Source organism: Vibrio sp. NH-7 (genome assembly GCF_053643215.1).
The window spans coordinates 1,540,431-1,559,595 of sequence record NZ_CM132187.1 but is presented as its reverse complement, the minus strand read 5'-3'; the positions used below and the strand labels follow the sequence as shown (position 1 = coordinate 1,559,595).

23 protein-coding genes are annotated in these 19,165 nt (G+C 44.5%); 12 read left to right on the top strand and 11 right to left on the bottom strand.

The window, feature by feature from the left end:
• Window positions 1-76: 76 nt before the first annotated feature.
• Window positions 77-970, top strand: coding sequence for a tRNA 2-thiocytidine(32) synthetase TtcA (gene ttcA, locus ACUALS_RS07210; RefSeq protein ID WP_454448030.1), 894 nt, complete (start codon window positions 77-79; stop codon window positions 968-970).
• 58 nt (window positions 971-1,028) lie between these two features.
• On the opposite strand, the gene uspE is transcribed toward ttcA, so the two are convergent.
• The 10 genes from uspE to ccoN all read right to left on the bottom strand — a co-directional run bounded on the left by uspE (window position 1,029) and on the right by ccoN (window position 9,988).
• The gene (gene uspE, locus ACUALS_RS07205) at window positions 1,029-1,976 is read right to left on the bottom strand and encodes a universal stress protein UspE (protein ID WP_038134656.1); all 948 of its coding nucleotides are present in this window, start codon (window positions 1,974-1,976) and stop codon (window positions 1,029-1,031) included.
• Window positions 1,977-2,116: 140 nt separating this feature from the next.
• On the bottom strand, window positions 2,117-2,866 hold the full coding sequence (locus tag ACUALS_RS07200; protein WP_005476583.1) for an FNR family transcription factor: 750 nt from the start codon (window positions 2,864-2,866) through the stop codon (window positions 2,117-2,119).
• Between the two features lie 88 nt (window positions 2,867-2,954).
• Window positions 2,955-3,629 (bottom strand): sulfite exporter TauE/SafE family protein, encoded by a 675-nt coding sequence (locus ACUALS_RS07195; RefSeq protein ID WP_454448029.1) that lies wholly within the window; start codon window positions 3,627-3,629, stop codon window positions 2,955-2,957.
• Complete coding sequence (ccoS, locus tag ACUALS_RS07190) at window positions 3,626-3,796, bottom strand: cbb3-type cytochrome oxidase assembly protein CcoS (RefSeq protein WP_038134660.1); 171 nt, start codon at window positions 3,794-3,796, stop codon at window positions 3,626-3,628. The genes ACUALS_RS07195 and ccoS overlap by 4 nt, the downstream gene beginning before the upstream one ends.
• The gene (locus ACUALS_RS07185) at window positions 3,797-6,169 is read right to left on the bottom strand and encodes a heavy metal translocating P-type ATPase (RefSeq protein ID WP_454448028.1); all 2,373 of its coding nucleotides are present in this window, start codon (window positions 6,167-6,169) and stop codon (window positions 3,797-3,799) included.
• Window positions 6,170-6,178: 9 nt separating this feature from the next.
• The gene (locus ACUALS_RS07180) at window positions 6,179-6,658 is read right to left on the bottom strand and encodes a FixH family protein (RefSeq protein ID WP_005476564.1); all 480 of its coding nucleotides are present in this window, start codon (window positions 6,656-6,658) and stop codon (window positions 6,179-6,181) included.
• 104 nt (window positions 6,659-6,762) lie between these two features.
• The gene (ccoP, locus tag ACUALS_RS07175; RefSeq protein WP_454448027.1) at window positions 6,763-7,740 is read right to left on the bottom strand and encodes a cytochrome-c oxidase, cbb3-type subunit III; all 978 of its coding nucleotides are present in this window, start codon (window positions 7,738-7,740) and stop codon (window positions 6,763-6,765) included.
• A complete protein-coding gene (locus tag ACUALS_RS07170) occupies window positions 7,737-7,913 on the bottom strand; it encodes a CcoQ/FixQ family Cbb3-type cytochrome c oxidase assembly chaperone (RefSeq protein ID WP_005476581.1) in 177 nt (58 codons plus the stop codon). The genes ccoP and ACUALS_RS07170 overlap by 4 nt, the downstream gene beginning before the upstream one ends.
• Window positions 7,914-7,927: 14 nt before the next feature.
• The gene (gene ccoO / locus ACUALS_RS07165; RefSeq protein ID WP_005476573.1) at window positions 7,928-8,548 is read right to left on the bottom strand and encodes a cytochrome-c oxidase, cbb3-type subunit II; all 621 of its coding nucleotides are present in this window, start codon (window positions 8,546-8,548) and stop codon (window positions 7,928-7,930) included.
• A gap of 12 nt (window positions 8,549-8,560) precedes the next feature.
• Complete coding sequence (gene ccoN / locus ACUALS_RS07160) at window positions 8,561-9,988, bottom strand: cytochrome-c oxidase, cbb3-type subunit I (protein WP_038134667.1); 1,428 nt, start codon at window positions 9,986-9,988, stop codon at window positions 8,561-8,563.
• 258 nt (window positions 9,989-10,246) lie between these two features.
• Between ccoN and ACUALS_RS07155 the strand changes: the two genes are divergently transcribed.
• The 3 genes from ACUALS_RS07155 to ACUALS_RS07145 are packed head-to-tail and all read left to right on the top strand — an operon-like array spanning window position 10,247 to window position 13,531.
• The gene (locus tag ACUALS_RS07155; RefSeq protein ID WP_454448026.1) at window positions 10,247-10,615 is read left to right on the top strand and encodes a hypothetical protein; all 369 of its coding nucleotides are present in this window, start codon (window positions 10,247-10,249) and stop codon (window positions 10,613-10,615) included.
• The gene (locus ACUALS_RS07150) at window positions 10,616-11,800 is read left to right on the top strand and encodes an FIST signal transduction protein (protein WP_454448025.1); all 1,185 of its coding nucleotides are present in this window, start codon (window positions 10,616-10,618) and stop codon (window positions 11,798-11,800) included.
• Window positions 11,801-11,809: 9 nt separating this feature from the next.
• Window positions 11,810-13,531: an ATP-binding protein gene (locus tag ACUALS_RS07145; protein ID WP_454448024.1), complete on the top strand. Its 1,722-nt coding sequence runs from the start codon at window positions 11,810-11,812 to the stop codon at window positions 13,529-13,531.
• 137 nt (window positions 13,532-13,668) lie between these two features.
• Here the strand turns inward: ACUALS_RS07145 and ACUALS_RS07140 are convergent, their stop codons facing one another.
• Complete coding sequence (locus ACUALS_RS07140) at window positions 13,669-14,037, bottom strand: DUF3693 domain-containing protein (protein ID WP_454448023.1); 369 nt, start codon at window positions 14,035-14,037, stop codon at window positions 13,669-13,671.
• Window positions 14,038-14,246: 209 nt separating this feature from the next.
• On the opposite strand from ACUALS_RS07140, the gene ACUALS_RS07135 reads away from it, so the two are divergent.
• From ACUALS_RS07135 to ACUALS_RS07100, 8 genes are all read left to right on the top strand, one after another.
• Entirely contained in the window at window positions 14,247-14,807 is a 561-nt protein-coding gene (locus ACUALS_RS07135; RefSeq protein ID WP_454448022.1) for a 3'-5' exonuclease, read from the top strand.
• A gap of 10 nt (window positions 14,808-14,817) precedes the next feature.
• The gene (locus ACUALS_RS07130; protein ID WP_454448021.1) at window positions 14,818-15,042 is read left to right on the top strand and encodes a hypothetical protein; all 225 of its coding nucleotides are present in this window, start codon (window positions 14,818-14,820) and stop codon (window positions 15,040-15,042) included.
• A complete protein-coding gene (locus ACUALS_RS07125) occupies window positions 15,032-16,294 on the top strand; it encodes a replication initiation factor domain-containing protein (protein WP_454448020.1) in 1,263 nt (420 codons plus the stop codon). The genes ACUALS_RS07130 and ACUALS_RS07125 overlap by 11 nt, the downstream gene beginning before the upstream one ends.
• A complete protein-coding gene (locus ACUALS_RS07120; RefSeq protein WP_005473268.1) occupies window positions 16,285-16,587 on the top strand; it encodes a hypothetical protein in 303 nt (100 codons plus the stop codon). Before ACUALS_RS07125 ends, ACUALS_RS07120 begins: the two co-directional genes overlap by 10 nt.
• A gap of 13 nt (window positions 16,588-16,600) precedes the next feature.
• Window positions 16,601-16,843 (top strand): hypothetical protein, encoded by a 243-nt coding sequence (locus ACUALS_RS07115; RefSeq protein ID WP_043887106.1) that lies wholly within the window; start codon window positions 16,601-16,603, stop codon window positions 16,841-16,843.
• A gap of 35 nt (window positions 16,844-16,878) precedes the next feature.
• Window positions 16,879-17,085, top strand: a complete 207-nt coding sequence (locus ACUALS_RS07110) for a hypothetical protein (protein ID WP_005473248.1) — start codon at window positions 16,879-16,881, stop codon at window positions 17,083-17,085.
• 130 nt (window positions 17,086-17,215) lie between these two features.
• Window positions 17,216-18,823, top strand: a complete 1,608-nt coding sequence (locus ACUALS_RS07105; RefSeq protein WP_454448019.1) for a hypothetical protein — start codon at window positions 17,216-17,218, stop codon at window positions 18,821-18,823.
• Entirely contained in the window at window positions 18,823-19,164 is a 342-nt protein-coding gene (locus ACUALS_RS07100) for a DUF2523 domain-containing protein (RefSeq protein ID WP_454448018.1), read from the top strand. The genes ACUALS_RS07105 and ACUALS_RS07100 overlap by 1 nt, the downstream gene beginning before the upstream one ends.
• The last annotated feature ends 1 nt before the right edge of the window (window position 19,165 follow it).

Sequence of the window (19,165 nt, the reverse complement as noted above, 5' to 3'; positions counted from 1 at the left end):
TCGTATAATCCACGCCCCGAATATGACACGTTAGGAAGTCCTACTGTTGGCCTAGCCGACGATGTGAGAGCTCGCAATGACACAATTAGATACAAGAAAAGAAACCCTAGAATTCAACAAACTTCAAAAGCGCCTAAGAAGAAACGTTGGAAATGCTATTACCGATTACAACATGATTGAAGAAGGCGATGTTGTGATGGCATGTATCAGTGGTGGTAAAGATTCATTCGCGATGCTGGATATCCTATTGAATCTACAAAAAGCGGCGCCAATTAAGTTTGGCGTTGTTGCGGTTAACCTAGATCAAAAGCAGCCAGGATTCCCTGAACACATTCTTCCTGACTACTTTGAAACGTTAAACATCCCATATTACATCGTGGATAAAGATACGTACTCGGTTGTAAAAGAGAAGGTGCCAGAAGGAAAAACGACGTGTGGTCTTTGTTCACGTTTACGCCGCGGTACGCTTTACTCGTTTGCTGAGAAGATCGGTGCAACGAAGCTTGCTCTTGGCCACCACATGGACGACATCGTCGAAACCATGTTCTTGAATATGTTCCATGGCTCTCGCCTTAAAGCAATGCCGCCAAAACTACGTTCAGATGATGGCCGGAATGTCGTAATCCGCCCGCTGACTTACTGTCGTGAGAAAGATCTCATCAAGTACGCAGAACATAAAGCGTTCCCGATCATCCCTTGTAACCTTTGTGGTTCACAAGAAAACCTGCAACGACAAGCAATCAAAGCGATGTTGATTGATTGGGATAAAAAAACACCTGGCCGCGTTGAAGCGATCTTTAAGTCCATTCAAAACGTCAGCCCTAGCCAACTGGCAGATAAAAACCTGTTTGACTTTGAAAACTTGCCGCTTGATCGTGATGGAGATCGAGAAGAGTATGAATTTAGTGAAGCCATCGTGTCGTCAACCAACATTGACGAGTCCATGTTTATCGATGTGACAAACATCTAGTTCCAGATAAGCAAAGAAAAGGAAGATAATGATTATCTTCCTTTTTTGTTTCTGATGATTAAATTGCGGTTCTTGGATCAAGCGGGCTAATGTAACCCTGAGGCTTCAATGCCAAGACATCACAGTTAATTTTATCGATGACGTGCTCAGCGGTATTACCGATAAACACCGCAGATAACCCAGTGCGTCCCGTTGTTCCAATGATTACCATCGCGGCATTTAAGCGCTGTGCGACTTCAGGAATGATATCTTCTGGCAGCCCTTGTTCAACCACAGTCTGTTCATCATCATAACCGTGTTTTTGGCGTAGCGCTTTCATGGCGGTTAGGTGATGCCCACGCACAGCATCTGTATATGTTGCGGGATCGAATTCGGGTAATTCAATCGTGATATTAGCCGGTGTGACAGGGTAGGCGTTAACCAAATAAGGTTTGGCGCCCAAACGTTCGGTTAGGCTATTGAGCTGTTCAACCATGCTATCGTTGAGGTTAAGGTGCGTTTCATTCTCCGAACCAACGTGAACCGAAGCGATGATGCTTGCATCCTCAGGCCAATCTTGGTTCTTAACTAATAGAACAGGGCATGGACACTTACGAAGTAAATGCCAATCCGTCGGAGTGAAGATTACCGACTCAAGAACATCGTGTTTGCGAGTTCCTTTGATCACGATGTCGTGTTCACCACCAAACACCTCGGCGATAATCGCTTCATATGGACGATTGTGCCAGACAACTCTTACATCGAACTCAACACCGTCGAGGAGATAATCTTGAGCAATCTTACGCATCCATTGCTCTCGTTGCCCGATAACGCCTCGACGCATTGCGTCACGCTCATCAATGGACAGCATGGATGTCATGTCATAGGAAAAATCATAAATGGATAGGAAAAAAGTCACCTGACTTGGTGAGCGACTTTTCGCAGCAAGCTGCATAGCGCGGGCTAATGCGGGTTGTTCATCTTTATTGATGTCAGCAACAACTAATATTTTATTATAGATGCTCATACAAACTCCTTTAGAAAGAGGAGGAACATATGATTAATGTAGCTTAGTTAGCGAAAGAGTTTTAGGAAAAAATGCAGGAATATGAGAGAAGTATGATGTAGCTCTATATCGAGAGGAGTAGAGCTACATCATTGAAGTTATTAAGATTCTGTAGAAACGCCAGCCAATTCCATCAACGCGTCGTGATCGAGAATGGTGATATATTTGCCTTTCACGCTCAGAATTTCTGACTTTTGGAAGCGTCCAAGAAGGCGAGAAATCGTCTCAACGGTTAATCCAAGGTAGTTACCAATATCGCCGCGAGTCATGGTTAAGCGGAACTCACGCGGGCTGAATCCACGCTGAGAAAAGCGAGTAGAAAGGTTGTATAGGAATGCTGCTAGACGTTCTTCAGCATTCTTTTTCGAGAGCAAAAGGATCATCTCTTGATCGCCTTTAATCTCGTTACTCATCAAACGCATAATTTGCTGTCGCAGCTTCGGCATTTTTCCTGAAAGGTCGTCCAAGATCTCGTAGGGGATCTCACACACCATAGAAGTCTCTAGCGCTTGAGCAAAACTAGGATGCGCGTCATCAGTGATTGCATCAAAACCAACCAAGTCACCTGCTAGGTGAAAGGCGGTTATCTGCTCGTCACCTTGTTCTGTGATCGTGTAGCTTTTGATAGTGCCTGAACGAATAGCGTAAAGCGATTTCAGCTCATCACCCGCTTTGAACAGTTCTTGTCCTTTCTGGATTGGCTTTTTACGCTCGATAATTTGATCAAGCTGATCAAGCTCAGATTCATTCAGAGTAAAGGGGATACAAAGCTGGCTGATACTGCAGTCTTGGCAATGGATGGCACAACCACCCGACTGGATTCGCTTTGTTGCAGGTTTTTCAGAAATCATAACAACCTTTCACTATTTGATATACATCAATATTTTAGCATTCCTTAACACTAATGGGTAGTGGAAAAAGACGCATAAAAACAGTGATCTAAAAAGTAATTGATAAGAGACTTAGTGCACCATAGCCGGTATATAAGCCATAAATTAACAGCATAACTGCGACTATGTGACGGAATATGACGGAATTTTGCAGCCTATGTAACACACTTGCACTGTGCCCTACAGCAAGCATGGCGGGGAGAGTGCCCAGTCCAAACATGAGCATCACAAGTGCACCGCTTGCAGCGCTACCGGAGACGGCAGACCATGTAAGAGTGGAGTAGACAAGTCCACATGGCAACCAACCCCAGATGAAGCCGAAAGGGAGTGCATGTATTGGACTTTTGAGCGGCAACAAAGCTTTTCCTGCGGGAGAAATACGCTTCCACAGTAATTGGCCAAGTTTTTCAATATACAGAAGACCATGCCACCAACGCCCGATGTAACAGGCAAGCAGCACCATAAAGAGTGCCGCAAACAATCTTAACCAAGCAAGTGCATCATTGAGTTGGCTGACTTGGGAGATGGATGAAACAGCACCTCCAACCAGCGCACCAATCACAGCGTAACTGGTTATACGGCCAAGATTGTAGAATAAAGGGGTGAGCTTGGAAGGCGCATTCTGCCCAATAGATAACATGGAGGCTATGCCCCCACACATCCCCATACAGTGGCCAGCACCAACTAAACCAATAACAAAAGCACCAATCCAATCAGGGGTCATTGAGGCTTCTTCTCGTTACTCTGCTTCTCGTCTTCATCGAACAGTATGTTGTGGCCTTGTCTTTCAAGGTCTTCAAACTGCTCACTTCGCACTGCCCACAAGAATACCGCGACAGCGACGCAGACCAGTACTATGGCGATCGGAATGAGGATATATATGCTTTCCATCTATTTACCTTGTTCTTTGAGCAAGCGAAGAGAATTCGATACTACAATAATTGAGCTCGCAGACATACCGACAACCGCAAAATATGGAGCAACCAGTCCTGCCACAGCTAAAGGCAGAATCAGTAAGTTGTACCCTAAAGACCATGCCAGATTTTCACGGATGATTTTTCGTGTTTGCAGGGCAAGTTGGCGCGCTTCAAGAATACGTTCTAGATGATCGCCAAGGAGCACCATATCAGCAGACGCTTTTGCTACATCGGCACCGCCACCCATGGCCACAGACAGATGAGCGCCTGCCAATGTTGGGGCATCGTTTATGCCATCACCAATCATCATGGTAATGTCTCGCTCATCTACCTGTTTGAGGTACTCGAGTTTGTCTTGCGGTTTCGCTCCGGCAATCACTGTTTCTATACCTATTTCTTTAGCGACGACATCTGCGTTGGCCTGAGAATCTCCTGTCAGCAAGGTGATTTTTATTCCTGATTTCTTAAATCGTTCAATAAAGGATTGAGCTTCCTTGCGAATCGGATCTTGGTAGCGGAAGGTGGCGATGTGGGCGCCATCAATAGAAAGGTAGACTGAATTAGGCTCAGCAAAAGCACTTTCACCAAGAATATAACTGGCGCTGCCAATTTTTACTTGCTTGCCTTGATAGGTACCTTCAATACCAGAACCAATCACATTCTCGACATTATCAACAACAGTCTGTTTGTCACTGTAGCGCTTGAACGCTCGAGCAATTGGGTGATTTGCATGGGCTTCGAGTGCTGCTGCTATCGCGAGCGCTTTTGATTCAGTCACATCGGCGATGAGGTCAACTTTACTGATCACAATATCGCCGTGAGTCAGCGTCCCTGTTTTATCGACAATAAGATGATTCACCTTACACAGTGTTTCAAAGACATGACTTTTACGCAGCAATATACCGTAGTTGCCCATTCTCGAGGTCGCACATGTAAGTGCTGTCGGTGTCGCTAAAGATAGAGCGCAAGGACAAGTCGCGACAAGCACAGAAAGCATAATCCAAAACGCATCATCTGGGTTTGCTTGATGCCAGTAATACCAGGTTCCTGCTGCAATCACCAAAATGATGGCAACAAAGTAACGAGCAACTATATCGGCTATTTCAGCAATCTTTGGCTTGGAGAGTTGCGCCTCATCCTGCAAGCGAACAATGTTAGAAATCATTGAATCAGCTTTTGAAGAGGTGACTTCCAGTTCGAAAGATTCTTCTCCGTTCAATGTACCCGCATATACATGATCATCAATCGTTTTTACAACGGGGACAGACTCTCCAGTCAACATTGATTCATCGATATGGACTCGTCCGGAAATAATCTTTCCATCTGCAGGTACGTGCTCTCCGGGTAGAACTCGAATTCGGTCTCCCAAATTAAGCGTTTTGACAGGAACTTGATCGCCATCTAACTTGGTTGCAATTGCAGGAATCAACTTTAGCAAGTTACCACTGGCGGCTGCCGCTTTTCTGCGCGCGCGCATTTCTAGGAAGCGTCCGACCAGCAAGAAAAACGCAAACATTGAAATTGATTCAAAGAAGACTTCGCCTTTCTCTGTGACGGTTGCCACTAAACTGGCGAAATAGGCAAAGATCATAGCGATCGACACGGGAACATCCATGCCCAATGTTCTGCTTCGAATGCTTCGCCAAGCATTGATATAAAAAGGTAGGGCAGAGTAGAGCATCACAGGAGTCGCAAAGATTAAGCTCACCCAGCGGAAGTAGTTTTTAAATTCGGGTTCAAGATCGCCAAACACTTCGAGGTAAAGCGCGACAGCGAGCATCATAACTTGCATGGTCGCAAGCCCAGCTATACCTAAACGATACAGGTACTGCTTCATTTGCTGATGATAAGCTGCCTCTTGCTTGTCGGCTTCAAAAGGCGCCGCTTTATATCCTAATTGGTGAATAGCAGACAACAGTTCACTAAGGCGAGTCTTGCTTTTATCCCAGGCAAGAATCGCACGGTTAGTCGTTGTATTAACGCGAATCGATAGGACACCAGTTTTGTTAGAGACTTGTTTTTCAATTAACCACGCGCAAGCAGCACAAGAAACGCCATCAAGTGAAAGAGTGACTTCTGCTCTGTCATCGGCATTTCGGACAAACTCTGATTGGACATCTTCATTGTCGTAGTGGATAAGTGCTTGTAACTGCTCTGGTACTAGGTCCGCTTTTTCGGCTGGAGTCGTACGATATTGGTAGTAAGAAACCAGGCCGCTATCAACGATCGTCTGCGCGACCGTCTCACAGCCAGGGCAACACATTTCTCTGATTTCACCAAGGATTTCTACTTTAAAATCCGTGTTGACTGGTACTTCTTCACCGCAGTGATAACAGGATTTACACATAGACACCGACTAGTTTTCTAAATAAACAGGGGTTGAAGATGGGAAAGTGACACGACCTTGTACTAGCCATTTCTTATCGTGGCCAGTTAGCTCAATAAACCATGGGCCTTGAAGTTCAGCGTCCAAGTTTAGTCGGTAGAATCCTTGTGCATCAGAGGTAAGAAGTTGTGAGAAGTCTCGATCTGGCAATGTTCGATGAGCAAACATCGCAGTAAGTGCTGGATAATGCTCTAGCTGACCTTTTTCAAATTGAATAATAACAGTGTTGCCTTCTGAGGATACTGAAGCACTTAAGCCGAGATCTTTGGCGACATTGATTTTAGAAATATCAATGTTGATGCCTTTTCCTTTTTTATAGTAATCCTCAGTGACCAATGACACAGAGTTCTGAGAAAAAACGATGACCGTGATGATCGTCCATACAACAACAGTGAGTGGCAGAATAATAAGAAACCACGGCCAAAACTGCTTATACCAAGGCTTTACCATAAAAAAGTTCTCAATTAATAAAATAGAATCAGGGATTTAACTCTAAAGGAAAGACAGCCCCTTTGCCATCGATAGAAAGTAAGGGGCTGTTATTGAAATGTAACTTATTGTTCCGAGTTGCTTAGACTCCAAACATAAGCTGAAACAAGCTGAACTTTGTCTTCACCTAGAATATCCTTCCAAGCTGGCATTACGCCTGAGCGACCGTTCATCACAGTTTCGGTTACTTCCGCACGTGAACCACCAAATAGCCAGTCTTGGTCAGTTAGGTCAGGCGCACCCACTGCTGGGTTACCTTTACCATCTGTACCATGACATGCTGCACACACAACGAAACGAGCTTTACCAGCCTCTGCTTCTCTTGCGTTAACAGAACGACCAGATAGGCTTAGTGTGTAGCTTACTACTTCTTTCACACCTTGCTCACCAAGTGCTTCTTTCCAAGCTGGCATTTGACCAATGCGGCCCTGCATAACAGTCGTTACAATAGCTTGCGGCTCACCACCATATAGCCATGCATCGTCAGTTAGGTTAGGGAAGCCCTTAAGACCGCGAGCATCAGAACCGTGACATTGAGAACAGTTTTGTAGGAACAGACGTTGCCCTACTTTAACTGCTTCCGAGTCAGCTGCGATCTCTGGGATAGGACGAAGCTCGTCAGTACCGTTTACGTGCGCAAGCTTTTTGAATGCCTCACCGAAGTAAGCATCAGCATCGTCAAGCTCTTTAGCGAACTGGTTAAGTTGCTTGTTGCTTTGCGCTGCAGCAATCGACGCCTTTGATTCTTCAACAGTGCGTACAGTTTGGTCTGAACTTGTCCAGCCTAGTACACCTTTGAAGCTACCTAAACCTGGGTAAAGGGTTAGGTAGATTGCAGCGAAAATAAACGTACCAACGAAAAGGTAAGTCCACCACTTAGGTAGTGGGTTATTCAGTTCACGAATCCCATCGTATTCGTGTCCCATATCTGCACCTTCTTCAACGCCCATTTTATCTTTAAGGCACCAGAAAAGTAGTGCAGCACAGCCGACAAGTGTCCCGACTGTAATGATGATTATCCAAAGACTCCAAAATGTCGTCATTGCTTAGTCACTCCTTGTTCTTTTGAAGGCGCTTGCTCTTCATCAGCGAAAACAAGGTTTGCAGCTTCGTCAAATCGAGCTTTTCGACTCTTGCCGTAAGCCCACCAAACTACACCTAAAAAGCTAACGAATAGCACTATGGTCCAAATACTGTGAATAGTACCGATATCCATAACTACCTCCTTATTTACTTCATCGCGTGACCAAGAGACTGAAGATAAGCGATGATGGCATCCATCTCTGTCTTACCTTCTACTTCTTTAGACGCATTTGCGATCTGTTCATCAGTGTATGGAACACCAAATTGATCACGGAAAATAGTCAGTTTCTTCTGAGTGTCCTTACCATCAAGAACATTTTCCTCAAGCCATGGGAAACCAGGCATGTTTGACTCAGGAACCAACTCGCGTGGATCGATTAAGTGAACGCGGTGCCACTCATCAGAGTAACGACCACCTACGCGTGCTAGGTCTGGACCTGTACGCTTAGAACCCCATAAGAACGGGTGTTCGTATACACTTTCACCAGCAACAGAGTAGTGACCGTAACGCTCCGTTTCAGAACGGAATGGACGAATCATTTGGCTGTGACAAACGTTACAACCTTCACGGATGTAGACGTCACGACCTTCCATTTCAAGCGCTGTATAAGGACGTAGGTTCTCAACAGGCTCTGTGGTTTGTTTTTGGAAAATCAGCGGCGTGATTTCTACAAGAGCCCCCAAACTGATTGCAAAAACGATAAGAATCGCTAGTAAACCGACATTGCGTTCTACAATTTCGTGGCGATTGTTAGAATTAGAACTCATTCTTTAATCTCCTTATGCCGGTTGTGGGATAGCTTTTAGGCTATCTTTAGGCGCTGTTACCGTCTTGTACGTGTTGTATGCCATTAGGAACATACCAGCTAGGAAGATGAAACCACCTAGGAAACGTACAAAGTAGAACGGGTAAGACGCTTGTACAGATTCGACAAAGCTGTACGTCAACGTACCGTCTGAGTTGACCGCACGCCACATTAGACCTTGCATTACACCAGAGATCCACATCGCAACGATGTATAGAACGGTACCGATTGTTGCCAACCAGAAGTGCGTATTGATCATGCTAACAGAGTACATGCGCTCTTGGCCGAACAAGCGAGGGACTAAGTGGTATACCGAACCGATAGATACCATAGCAACCCAGCCTAATGCACCAGAGTGTACGTGGCCGATAGTCCAGTCGGTGTAGTGAGACAGCGCGTTAACTGTCTTGATAGACATCATTGGACCTTCAAACGTAGACATACCGTAGAACGATAGAGAAACGATTAGGAAACGAAGGATTGGGTCATAACGCAACTTATGCCAAGCACCAGAAAGCGTCATAATACCGTTGATCATACCACCCCAAGACGGCGCGAATAGAACCAGTGACATCACCATACCTAGCGACTGAGTCCAATCTGGAAGCGCAGTGTAATGTAGGTGGTGAGGACCAGCCCAAATGTATAGAGATACTAATGCCCAGAAGTGAACGATAGACAAACGGTATGAATAAACAGGACGTTCAGCTTGCTTAGGAACGAAGTAGTACATCATGCCTAGGAAACCAGCTGTCAGTAGGAAACCTACTGCGTTGTGTCCGTACCACCACTGAACCATCGCATCCACTGCACCAGAGTAGATCGAATACGATTTACCCATAGAGACAGGAATAGCCATGCTGTTCACGATATGAAGAACCGCGACAGTGATAATAAAGGCACCGAAGAACCAGTTTGCTACGTAGATGTGGGAGGTCTTACGAGTAATCAATGTTCCGAAGAACACGATAGCGTAAGAGACCCATACTACCGCAATGGCAATATCGATAGGCCATTCTAGTTCAGCGTACTCTTTACCTGAGGTAAAACCCAACGGTAAAGTAATCGCGGCTGCTAGGATGATTGCCTGCCAACCCCAGAAGGTGAAGGCGACAAGAGGGCCACCAAATAGACGAGTTTGACAGGTACGCTGTACAACGTAATAAGACGTTGCGAACAGGGCACTTGTACCAAACGCAAAAATAACCGCATTAGTATGCAGAGGACGTAAGCGACTGTACGTCAACCACGGCGTATCAAAGTTTAGCTGTGGCCAAACTAATTGAGCGGCAATCAAAACACCAACAGCCATACCGACAATACCCCACAAAATAGTAACCAGGGTAAATTGACGGACGACCGTATAGTTGTAGTTTTGTTCAAGCTGCTTTTCTTGGCTCATTTGCATGCTTCCAATTTCTAATTAACTACACTTTACTTCCAACACGACACATGTCGTAATGCCACCCAAATCATTAAGGAAATTCGCACCGATAACTTCGGTTAAATCTTCTTGCTGATTTTTAAAAAAAGTGGCATTTTCAGCCGCCAACTATACTGCATTTAACAATTCAATGACAGAGTAGTAACCTTACAGTCGGTCAGGTTTTGGCCTTTTATTTTAAAACTTTGAAGTTTGTTACACGGAGAACCCCACAGTATGGCTGCCGAAAAACTCACAAGAGGCCGTTTTGTTCAAATAATCATCATGTTAACCATACTTATTGCGGCGTTTATTTGGCGTACTGTTGACCATCAAAAAGTGATAAATGTGGCTTGTAGCATCGACGAAAAATGTACTTTTTTTGTAAATGACTTTCGTTTCTATGCGACTCTTTCAAAGCTAAATATAAAACTGGAAACGGACGAAAACGATTGGCGGGTGCGACTAATCGATAGCGACGAAATATTGCCAAGAAATGGAAACATATATCTCATCAATTTAAGTCCAGAAATTGATGAAATAACATTCCAACTATCTTTAAAAAATGCGAATATCGACCGTTACGTCAGTATTAAAAGTAGATAAATGGATTTTAAGACCCACATTACTCATCGGCTTAATGAGCAAGAGGCCATAGAGGAACTGAGCAACAAAATTTGCCGAACTAACTTAGTCAGCATAATTTGCTACTTCACACAGAATTATGGCGCTGAGAAACTCAGATTGGCTTTTAAAAATTGCTTTCCTCAAGTTTCAATCACTGGATGCTCTACATGTAAGGGGTTGATGACAGAGCGGGGACTACACTTTGGCTCAGTTATTGGCGTAATAGCAATCTATGATTCAAATTCAACCGCCTATGGAGGCGGCGTAGTCTCTATTGAAGATACGTCGGTCATAGAAGAAGCAACAAGGGCAGCGATAGATGTGGCTCTCCGTAAAGCTGAGCGAGTGGGAGAAGTGCCCAGTTTCGCAATTATTCATAGCACGCCGGGCATTGAAGAAAAGTTAATCAGCGCATTTGATAATGTATTCAAAACGCCTATCCCTATTATCGGTGCTACGGCGGCAGACAACGCTATCAAAGGCCAATGGTCAATATTTAACGAAGATGAATCAACAAGCCAAGGAATTTCAATTCAGCTACTTTTCCCTTCCAAACCACTCACCACAGGCTTCAGCGCGGGTTACTCGCCGACGAAGTACCAGGGCTTGATTACCAAGTGTCAAGACAGAGAAATCATAGAAATTGACCATATGCCTGCCCAAGAAAGGTATCGAGGCTGGATTTCAGAATATTCAGGTGAAGACATTCCCGAATGGTTTAAGTTTCAGGTTGTGACTCAATACCCGTTAGGAAGAATAGCAGGCACGTTATACAACCAACCTTACTTTAAGCTCTCACATCCGATCAATGTTACGGATGAACAAGGCATTCTCTTATTTACTAATGTGAGTCAAGGTGACGTTGTCACACTTATGTCTGGTGATAGACAACAGTTAATCTCTCGACCTGCAAGAGTGATTCGAGAAGCAAGACGTCAGTCAGAGCTCAATACGCAACTTACGGGCGCTATTTGTGTGATTTGTGCCGGAGCAATGCTTCATTTAGAGGAAGATATGGGCAAGGTCTATGACAAAATAAAACACGAGATGGGTGATATTCCATTTATTTGTCCGTTCACGTTTGGTGAACAAGGCCGCTTTATCAATGGTGACAATGGTCATGGAAATCTAATGATTTCGGCAGCAACTTTTTACTCAGATTAGAACAAATTTATGAGTCTAAAATTACAAGAACAGCTACAAGAAGCGCTAATTGAACTAAAGCAGAGCCAAGTGCGAGAGGCAAAACTAGCCGAAGAGAACCGCGCTATTTTAGACGCAATATCAAGCATTACCGTCGCATCAGACAAGCAACAAATATTCACAGAACTCAAAAAAGTCTTATCACTCTATATCAACTTTTCTGACTTTTTGGTGTTGAGCAAACCAAGTAAAAACGAACACGCGTATCATACTTTACTAGCATCGAGTTCGTGCTTTCAAAATCTAGCCTGGCAGGATCAAAGCCGCTTCAAACGCGCATTATCTGGTGAAAGCATCATTCTATACGAACCAAATAATGCACAAGAGTTCAGCCATTTGGTCGGTAATACAGACTACGACATCAATTCCGCGTTGATAACTGGGGCACAGGGCACCATTACCGATTCCATCATCGTACTGTTGGGAGAAGAAGTAGGGCAGTTTACACTTGAATCGCGTGACACCCTGTCACGTTTTAGACCCTTACTGGAGCGTGCCCTTATAGATATCGAAAGAACTGAGCAGCTCCAACAGCTTGTTGACATTAAAACGCGCCAATTAAAATCGGCACAAGTTCGAGCAGAGCAAGCGAACCAAGCGAAATCACGCTTTCTTGCCATGATGAGCCATGAACTCAGAACGCCGCTCAGTGCAGTCCTAGGATATGTCGACGTCCTTTTAGCTGATTCAAAGTGCGATCATCAAATAGAAATCTTGGAAAAGATGGAATCATCAGCAGAGCTTTTGTTGGTGCTAATTAATGACATTTTGGAGTTGTCCAGAATAGAAAGTGGTGAGTTTCGAATCAAATGTCAGTGGGTAAATCTGAAAAACGAACTCGAGTTTATGCTAGAGCACTTTTACGCACTATCGGACGCTAAAGGTTTGAAACTAAATGTAAATCTTGACATTGATGTTCATCATTCTGTTTGGGTTGATCCGGCAAGAATCTTACAGATAGTTTTCAACTTGCTAGGCAATGCAATCAAGTTTACTCATGCTGGTCATGTATCTTTGAATGCAGAAGTCACTAGCCAAGAACTTATCATCGAAGTCGAAGATACTGGCATTGGTATTGATCCTTCTCGTATTGAGACAGTGTTTAACCAGTTTAAACAAGCAGATGACTCCATCACTAGACGCTATGGTGGCAGTGGACTTGGCTTAACCATTTCAAAACACTTAGTCACTTTAATGAACGGAAGCATACGCGTTGAAAGTGAAAAAGGGAAAGGTTCTAGGTTTAAAATAAAATTACCTGTATCGGTTAAATCTGGGCATGAGTTGACGCAGCCGCGACTTTCAAAGAGCCAAGGCACACGCCCATTGTCAGTGTTGGTAGTAGAAGATACTGAGACAAACCAAATGGTTTTAAAATTACTACTAGAGCGGCTCGGACACAAAGTAGCTATCGTCAACGATGGCAAAAAATCAGTCAAATACATCAAAGAGAACATGGCAGCAGTAGATCTGATTTTTATGGACGTTTCGATGCCTGTCATGGATGGACTTACCGCAACCAAAGAAATCCGAAAGTTTTGTAGACATACTCCCATTATCGCTTTGACAGCCCACGCAATGGAGCAAGATAAACAGGCATGTTTGAACTCGGGAATGAACGCATTTATCTCGAAGCCTATAAGAGGTAAAGAAATACAACGTTCAATAGAATCTGTTTTAGGGAGATCCTAATAAACACGGACAATAATCTTGATTAATTGTTTGTGTTTATTAGGTATTTTATGGTAAATGCAGTTATGTTTAATTCTAGAGAAGAAAAACGGGTGAGGCGTTTGTATTGGGAACATATTAAGTGACTTAGTCATGATTTAACATAATATACATAATGCGCACTGCGCCATAGCTTCGTTAGGGCTGCCAATCCACATGGCTAAGCCGACACAAACCATTGATATTACATGTAAACCTAGCCCGTTATACTTTTTTGCAATGTTGTTCCAAAGCGTTTGCGCCTCGTAGCTCTTTGCTTTATCGGCTGCTAAGTACACTAAAACAGTTTCTTTATCTGCACCGACTTCCTCAGCTAAAAAAAGCGCTTCGTTTTCAGTTAGATACCGAACCCCTTGTCTTATGTTTGACAACTTTTGGGTGCTTATCCCTAGGTCGTGCGCAATCTGCTTATCTTGTACATATCTTTTTTGCTCTTTGTAAGCATCTAGCAGTTGGTTTATATACATTTTTGAACCTCGCTATACAGTCCTCATTCCCACAGTTTAGCTCAATAACATGCAAATTCGGGTATTTACACTATGCAAAAATGGGTTTTAACTATATGCAGATTCGCATACTGAATCGAATTGGCTCAGCGGCTCTGGGTCGTTTGTCCTTGAAACTTATGTTCTGGGGCTGCTGAGTCGCTCTCACTCAACTGTTCAAGGTGGTTGTTATGGAAAGAATTAATTTAGAAAACGCTCTCATTCTAGATACTGAAACAACGGGTCTCGATTCCAATGCTGAGATTGTTGAAATCTCTCTTATCGACGCTGTATCTGGTGATGTTGTTTTTACCTCTCTTGTTAATCCTTGCGACCCAATTCCAGAGCAAGCGCAATCCATTCACGGAATTTCAAATGAAGATGTTTGTAAATCAACCAACTTTAAGGTGGTTTGGGAGCAAATTGAGCCTCTGCTTACTGGTAAATCCTTAGTTATTTACAACTCTGACTATGATATTCGGTTGATTTGTCAGTCATTGTTGCGCTTTTGCTCATCGCTATATGTTCTTGAAGTTCAAGATATGCTTGTCCAAAAGTCTCACTGCGTAATGCTTTGGTACGCTGATTTTTATGCTGAGATAAACCCGTATTACAGCAACTATAAATGGCAATCTTTGGTTAATGCTTGTTGCCAGCAAGGTATTGATACCTCAGACCTAACCGCTCACCGCGCATTGGCAGATTGTGAAATGACTCGCCGTCTAGTTACTGCTGTTAACTCAAAGCTATAGAGGTCTGTTCATGGCTTTCGCATCTAAATCCAATCGCAAAAATCCCGTTTACTTCGAGCATCATGCTGACGGTTATTGGTGTTCGATAGATGGGATGCCTGAGTATTTCAAAACCAAGCACGAAATGTACTTGTATGCGTGTGAAGAAGACCGCGAGCTGATTGAAATCACTCACGAAAATGAATCTGAGTTACGCCGTAACGGTGCGTTTGACAGGGTGTTCGATGATGAATAAGACGATTATCGATTATGTGAGTTTCTCCGGCTCCCCGCTTCTACTAGAGCGCTGCAAGGAAATGGCAAAACAGCGCTTTGCCTTTGAGCAGCTTGGCGAGTTCGAGTCTCAAAACATGGTGGCGATTGCGATGCGTGAAAACACCAAGATTGCGCACTTTGCTGAGAACTTGGCGCAGATGCTTGGTTGTATCGAGTCCGAAGACTTTGCCAACAAAGACTTATACATGGCGGCATTGGAGAAAGAGCTGATTGATGCTGACGTCACTATTGATACCGATGTGTCTTTTAATGAGTGTTACCAACGTCTTATTGGGAATATCGGGATTGATATGCTTGATACCCTTTGTCATGGCGAAATCGAGTCGTTTCTGGAAGTCCTAACGGATGAAATCAGCTACGAAAAGAACGAATGGACACTTGAGCGTCGAGGTGGTTTTTCAGGATACAAGTATTCTGCAAAGTTACTTTGCAATGGCACTCAAGCGGGTCTGGTTGCTTGGGGCGCGGCAAACTTCGGTTACTACGTGTCGTTTTCCGGTAAGGGCTGCGAGGCCATCAACATGGAAACTCTCAACAAAGCATTGAAACAAATGGTCGGTGCAAAGCTGACTCGCGTGGACATTGCCCTTGATGACTTCGAAGGTAACGTAACGATTGAAGACATTAAGCAAAAGTATGTTGATGGTCAGTTCATCACTCGCGGTACGCCTCCCAAAGCCGGAGAGTTTATCGGCTATCAAGGTATGAGTCCGGCTGACCGTAAGAAATGCGGATTAATTCCCGATGCTGGTCATACGTTTTACGTGGGTGCGCGTGAGAACGGAAAGATCTTCCGCGCTTACGACAAAGCGTCTCAAATGAAGTGCGAGAAATACCCCAATTGGAATCGCTTCGAGGTGCAAATCGGAAACCGTTTCCGCGTCATTCCTTTTGATGTGTTGGTCAACCCTGACCAATATTTTGCGGGCGCATACCCTGCCCTTGCCTCTCTGATTGAGGACGTTGAACCTCTGGCGATTTCAACGGTTCGTGTGTTGTTCAACACCACGTTGGAGAACGCCATCAAACATGCTCGCGTCCAGTACGGCAAGCTCATCAACTTGATGCGCCAAGTGTACGACAAAGACCAAAAGATTCTCGATGTCCTGACCAAAGAGCTGGACATCACGGACATTCCCGACCGCATTAACTATCCAGTCGGTCGGGGCTTACATCTAGAAAAAACTGGAGATTATCAATTATGCCATTAACCGTCATCGTCATTGGTTGTGAACACTCGCAAGGCTTATCGAAAAAAGACGACACGCCTTATAACTTTGCTCAAGTGAACTACTTAGCGGTCAACGAGGGTTGGAAATCCGCTAAGGGTCAATGTGAAGCAAAAGGACTCACACAAAAGCAAATCGCCATGAGCCCCAATCCATCTCTGGTCGCTGAGTTTGGCAAATTGAATGAGAAGTTTCCGCTGATGTGCGAGCTCTCTTTGGATGCAGACCCTCAGAACCCTGCTCGAAATATCGTCGTCGATATTAAACCGCTGTAGTTGAGGTCAACGCATGGCTGTCTGTCTCAATCAAGTTGCCGCTGACATTTACGTCCTGCAAGACGGAAACACCAATTGCAGTATGTATGCGCTGAGCGTGAATGAGTTTCAGACACTCACATTGACTGCATCCACTACGGATTATGAGCTGAACATTGACACGGAACTGTACTCTCTCGTCTCTGGTTGGCTCCTGTTTTCCTTCGTTTCTGGTCATGTGCTAGGGCGAATACTCAAAAGCCTAGGTAAGTTCTAGGCACACACTTAAACACACTATAAAAGGTGAACATTATGAAAAACGTCAAGACTAAAATCATTGCTCTATCTACGGTTCTAGTGTCAGGTGCTTCATTCGCAGAAGACTCGGCAGTGACTACCGCGATTAATGGGGCTATCAGCTCTGGTCAATCGAACTACGGTCTAGTGGTGGTGGGTCTTATTGGTCTAGGTGCTTTGGGCTTCGGTCTACGTGCCATCATGGGCGCAATGCGCGGCTAGTATGGGCGAGCTAGTGTCTCATGTCGTGACCATCCTCTTGGGGGTGGTCATGGCTTCATCCTTTATATACGGCGTATATACGGGAATCAACGCCTCTTAGTGGGCGTTTTTTTGTTTAAGGGCTTAGGCAATGAAATCCGCTATTAACACACTGTTAGTTATCCTTTCGTTGATGCTGTTGAGTTTGTTGGTTGCTCAACCGTCCTTTGCTTCTGAGTGCGTCAAAGGGACGCGACTTGATGTTTCAAAGTCTTGGAAACTCAGCCTTTACGGAACTATGCCTACTGCGTGTTTAGCTCAATGTCGATTCAAGCCAGAAGTCATTGTGGAAGCCCCTGCCAATGACTCCGCCTCGGCTTCTTACTTTATGTCTTTGGGTGAAGCCTGCGCACAAGATGGGTTCGTGCCAGGTGGCTACATTCCACCGCCGATAGTCAGTGACGATTTAAACGGTAATGGTATCCATGATGATATTGATGACTTTGACGGTGATGGTATTCCCAACTCCGTCGATGATGATCCATTTCAAAAGGTTCAGTATTTAACGGATGACAACCAAAACGGTATCCCAGATGAACTCGAAGCCTATCTTGATAAGCTCAATCCGCAGCTCGACATCACGCAAGTCAACTGTACAACGGCGGGTTGTCCTGAGCACATGCAAACTCTGACCCAGCAAATGGCCGAAATCGCGTCTAACAATGGGGATTTGGTTCGTCTGGTTCGAGAGTTCGTGAGCAATACCGTGATGACGGATGACATCAAACAAATGAGCAACACACTGTCTCAAGCTATCCGCCAACAGACCGATAGAATTGATGACTCAAGTCGGGTTCAAAATGAGCAATACAACCGTCTGCGCTCACAGATTTCTAACCTCGATGTAGGCAGCTCAGACCCGAGTTTTACCGACAGTGACCGACAAATGCTGTCTGATATTAAAAGCGTCTCGGATGAGTATGCGAACAATCACCTCCTCTACCACATTTCACTGAACAATTTAGGGGTTCAGGTCGGTAACGTTAGGAACGATATTTACAATATCTCCCACAGCATCGGCAATGAGGCGTATAACCAAGTCACATCCGCTATCAACAACTCTCTCGATTCAGGTCTGCAACTCAACGCCACCCAATCGAGACAACTTAGAAACGCAGCAGCAGCCAAGGCGAACGGCAACAAGATTAAAGCGGCCACCGATAAGATTACGGCTGTTGATGGAAAGGTAGACGAATTAAAGCGTTTAATCACTGAGATGGATACGGGCTCCGGTGATGGAGAGAATCCAAATATTGACCTTTCTGGTGTAACAGGTGAAATCAAAGCCTTAGGTAACACGCTCCAAACTTCGATTGATGGATTGGCTGAGGGTATCGGCAATATTGAATCGCTCCTTGGTGGACAAAATCAGTTCCAAACCCCAACCAAGTCTAATCAATTTGACTCCGGTTTTCTCTTTCAAGACAACAAGAAAACCAAGATTGAAACGGAAATCGTCGAGCTAGAAAAGCAGCTAAAAACCGAAATGGATTCCTTTAAAACTCTGTTCAGCTTCGACACGGATTCGTTTCAAGATGGGGAGTACAAAGAGCATACCTTAGACCTCGAACTGGATGGTCAAACCCGCAGCTTTCAAACGGGCGTCCTGTCAGCGCTGTTGGATAACGCGAACATCATCAAGGCCGTTGTCTTGTTTATCTTTGTGCTTATAGGTATACGCATGTTGGGGAAAGAGTAATGGAAACACTGTACAGCTTTATCGATTGGATCTCTTTACAAGCCAATACGGTCGTGGGCTTCTTCGAATCCATACCGGTGATGATGACTGACCTCTTCAGTTACATTCAGCTATTTGTCATCAAGATGAAAATCTACTTTCAAATTCAGTTTATCCAACTGTCTTACAACACGGCACAACTGCTACTCGAAGAAATTGGATTCAATGACCTGCTTGCAGCGACATTTAACGCCATGCCAAGCGAGCTACGTTTTTATGCGTTTAAATTTGGACTACCTCAAGGGCTCTCTATCTTGGCTAACTTCTTTACCACTGCTTTTGTAATGAGGATGACGCGCTGAT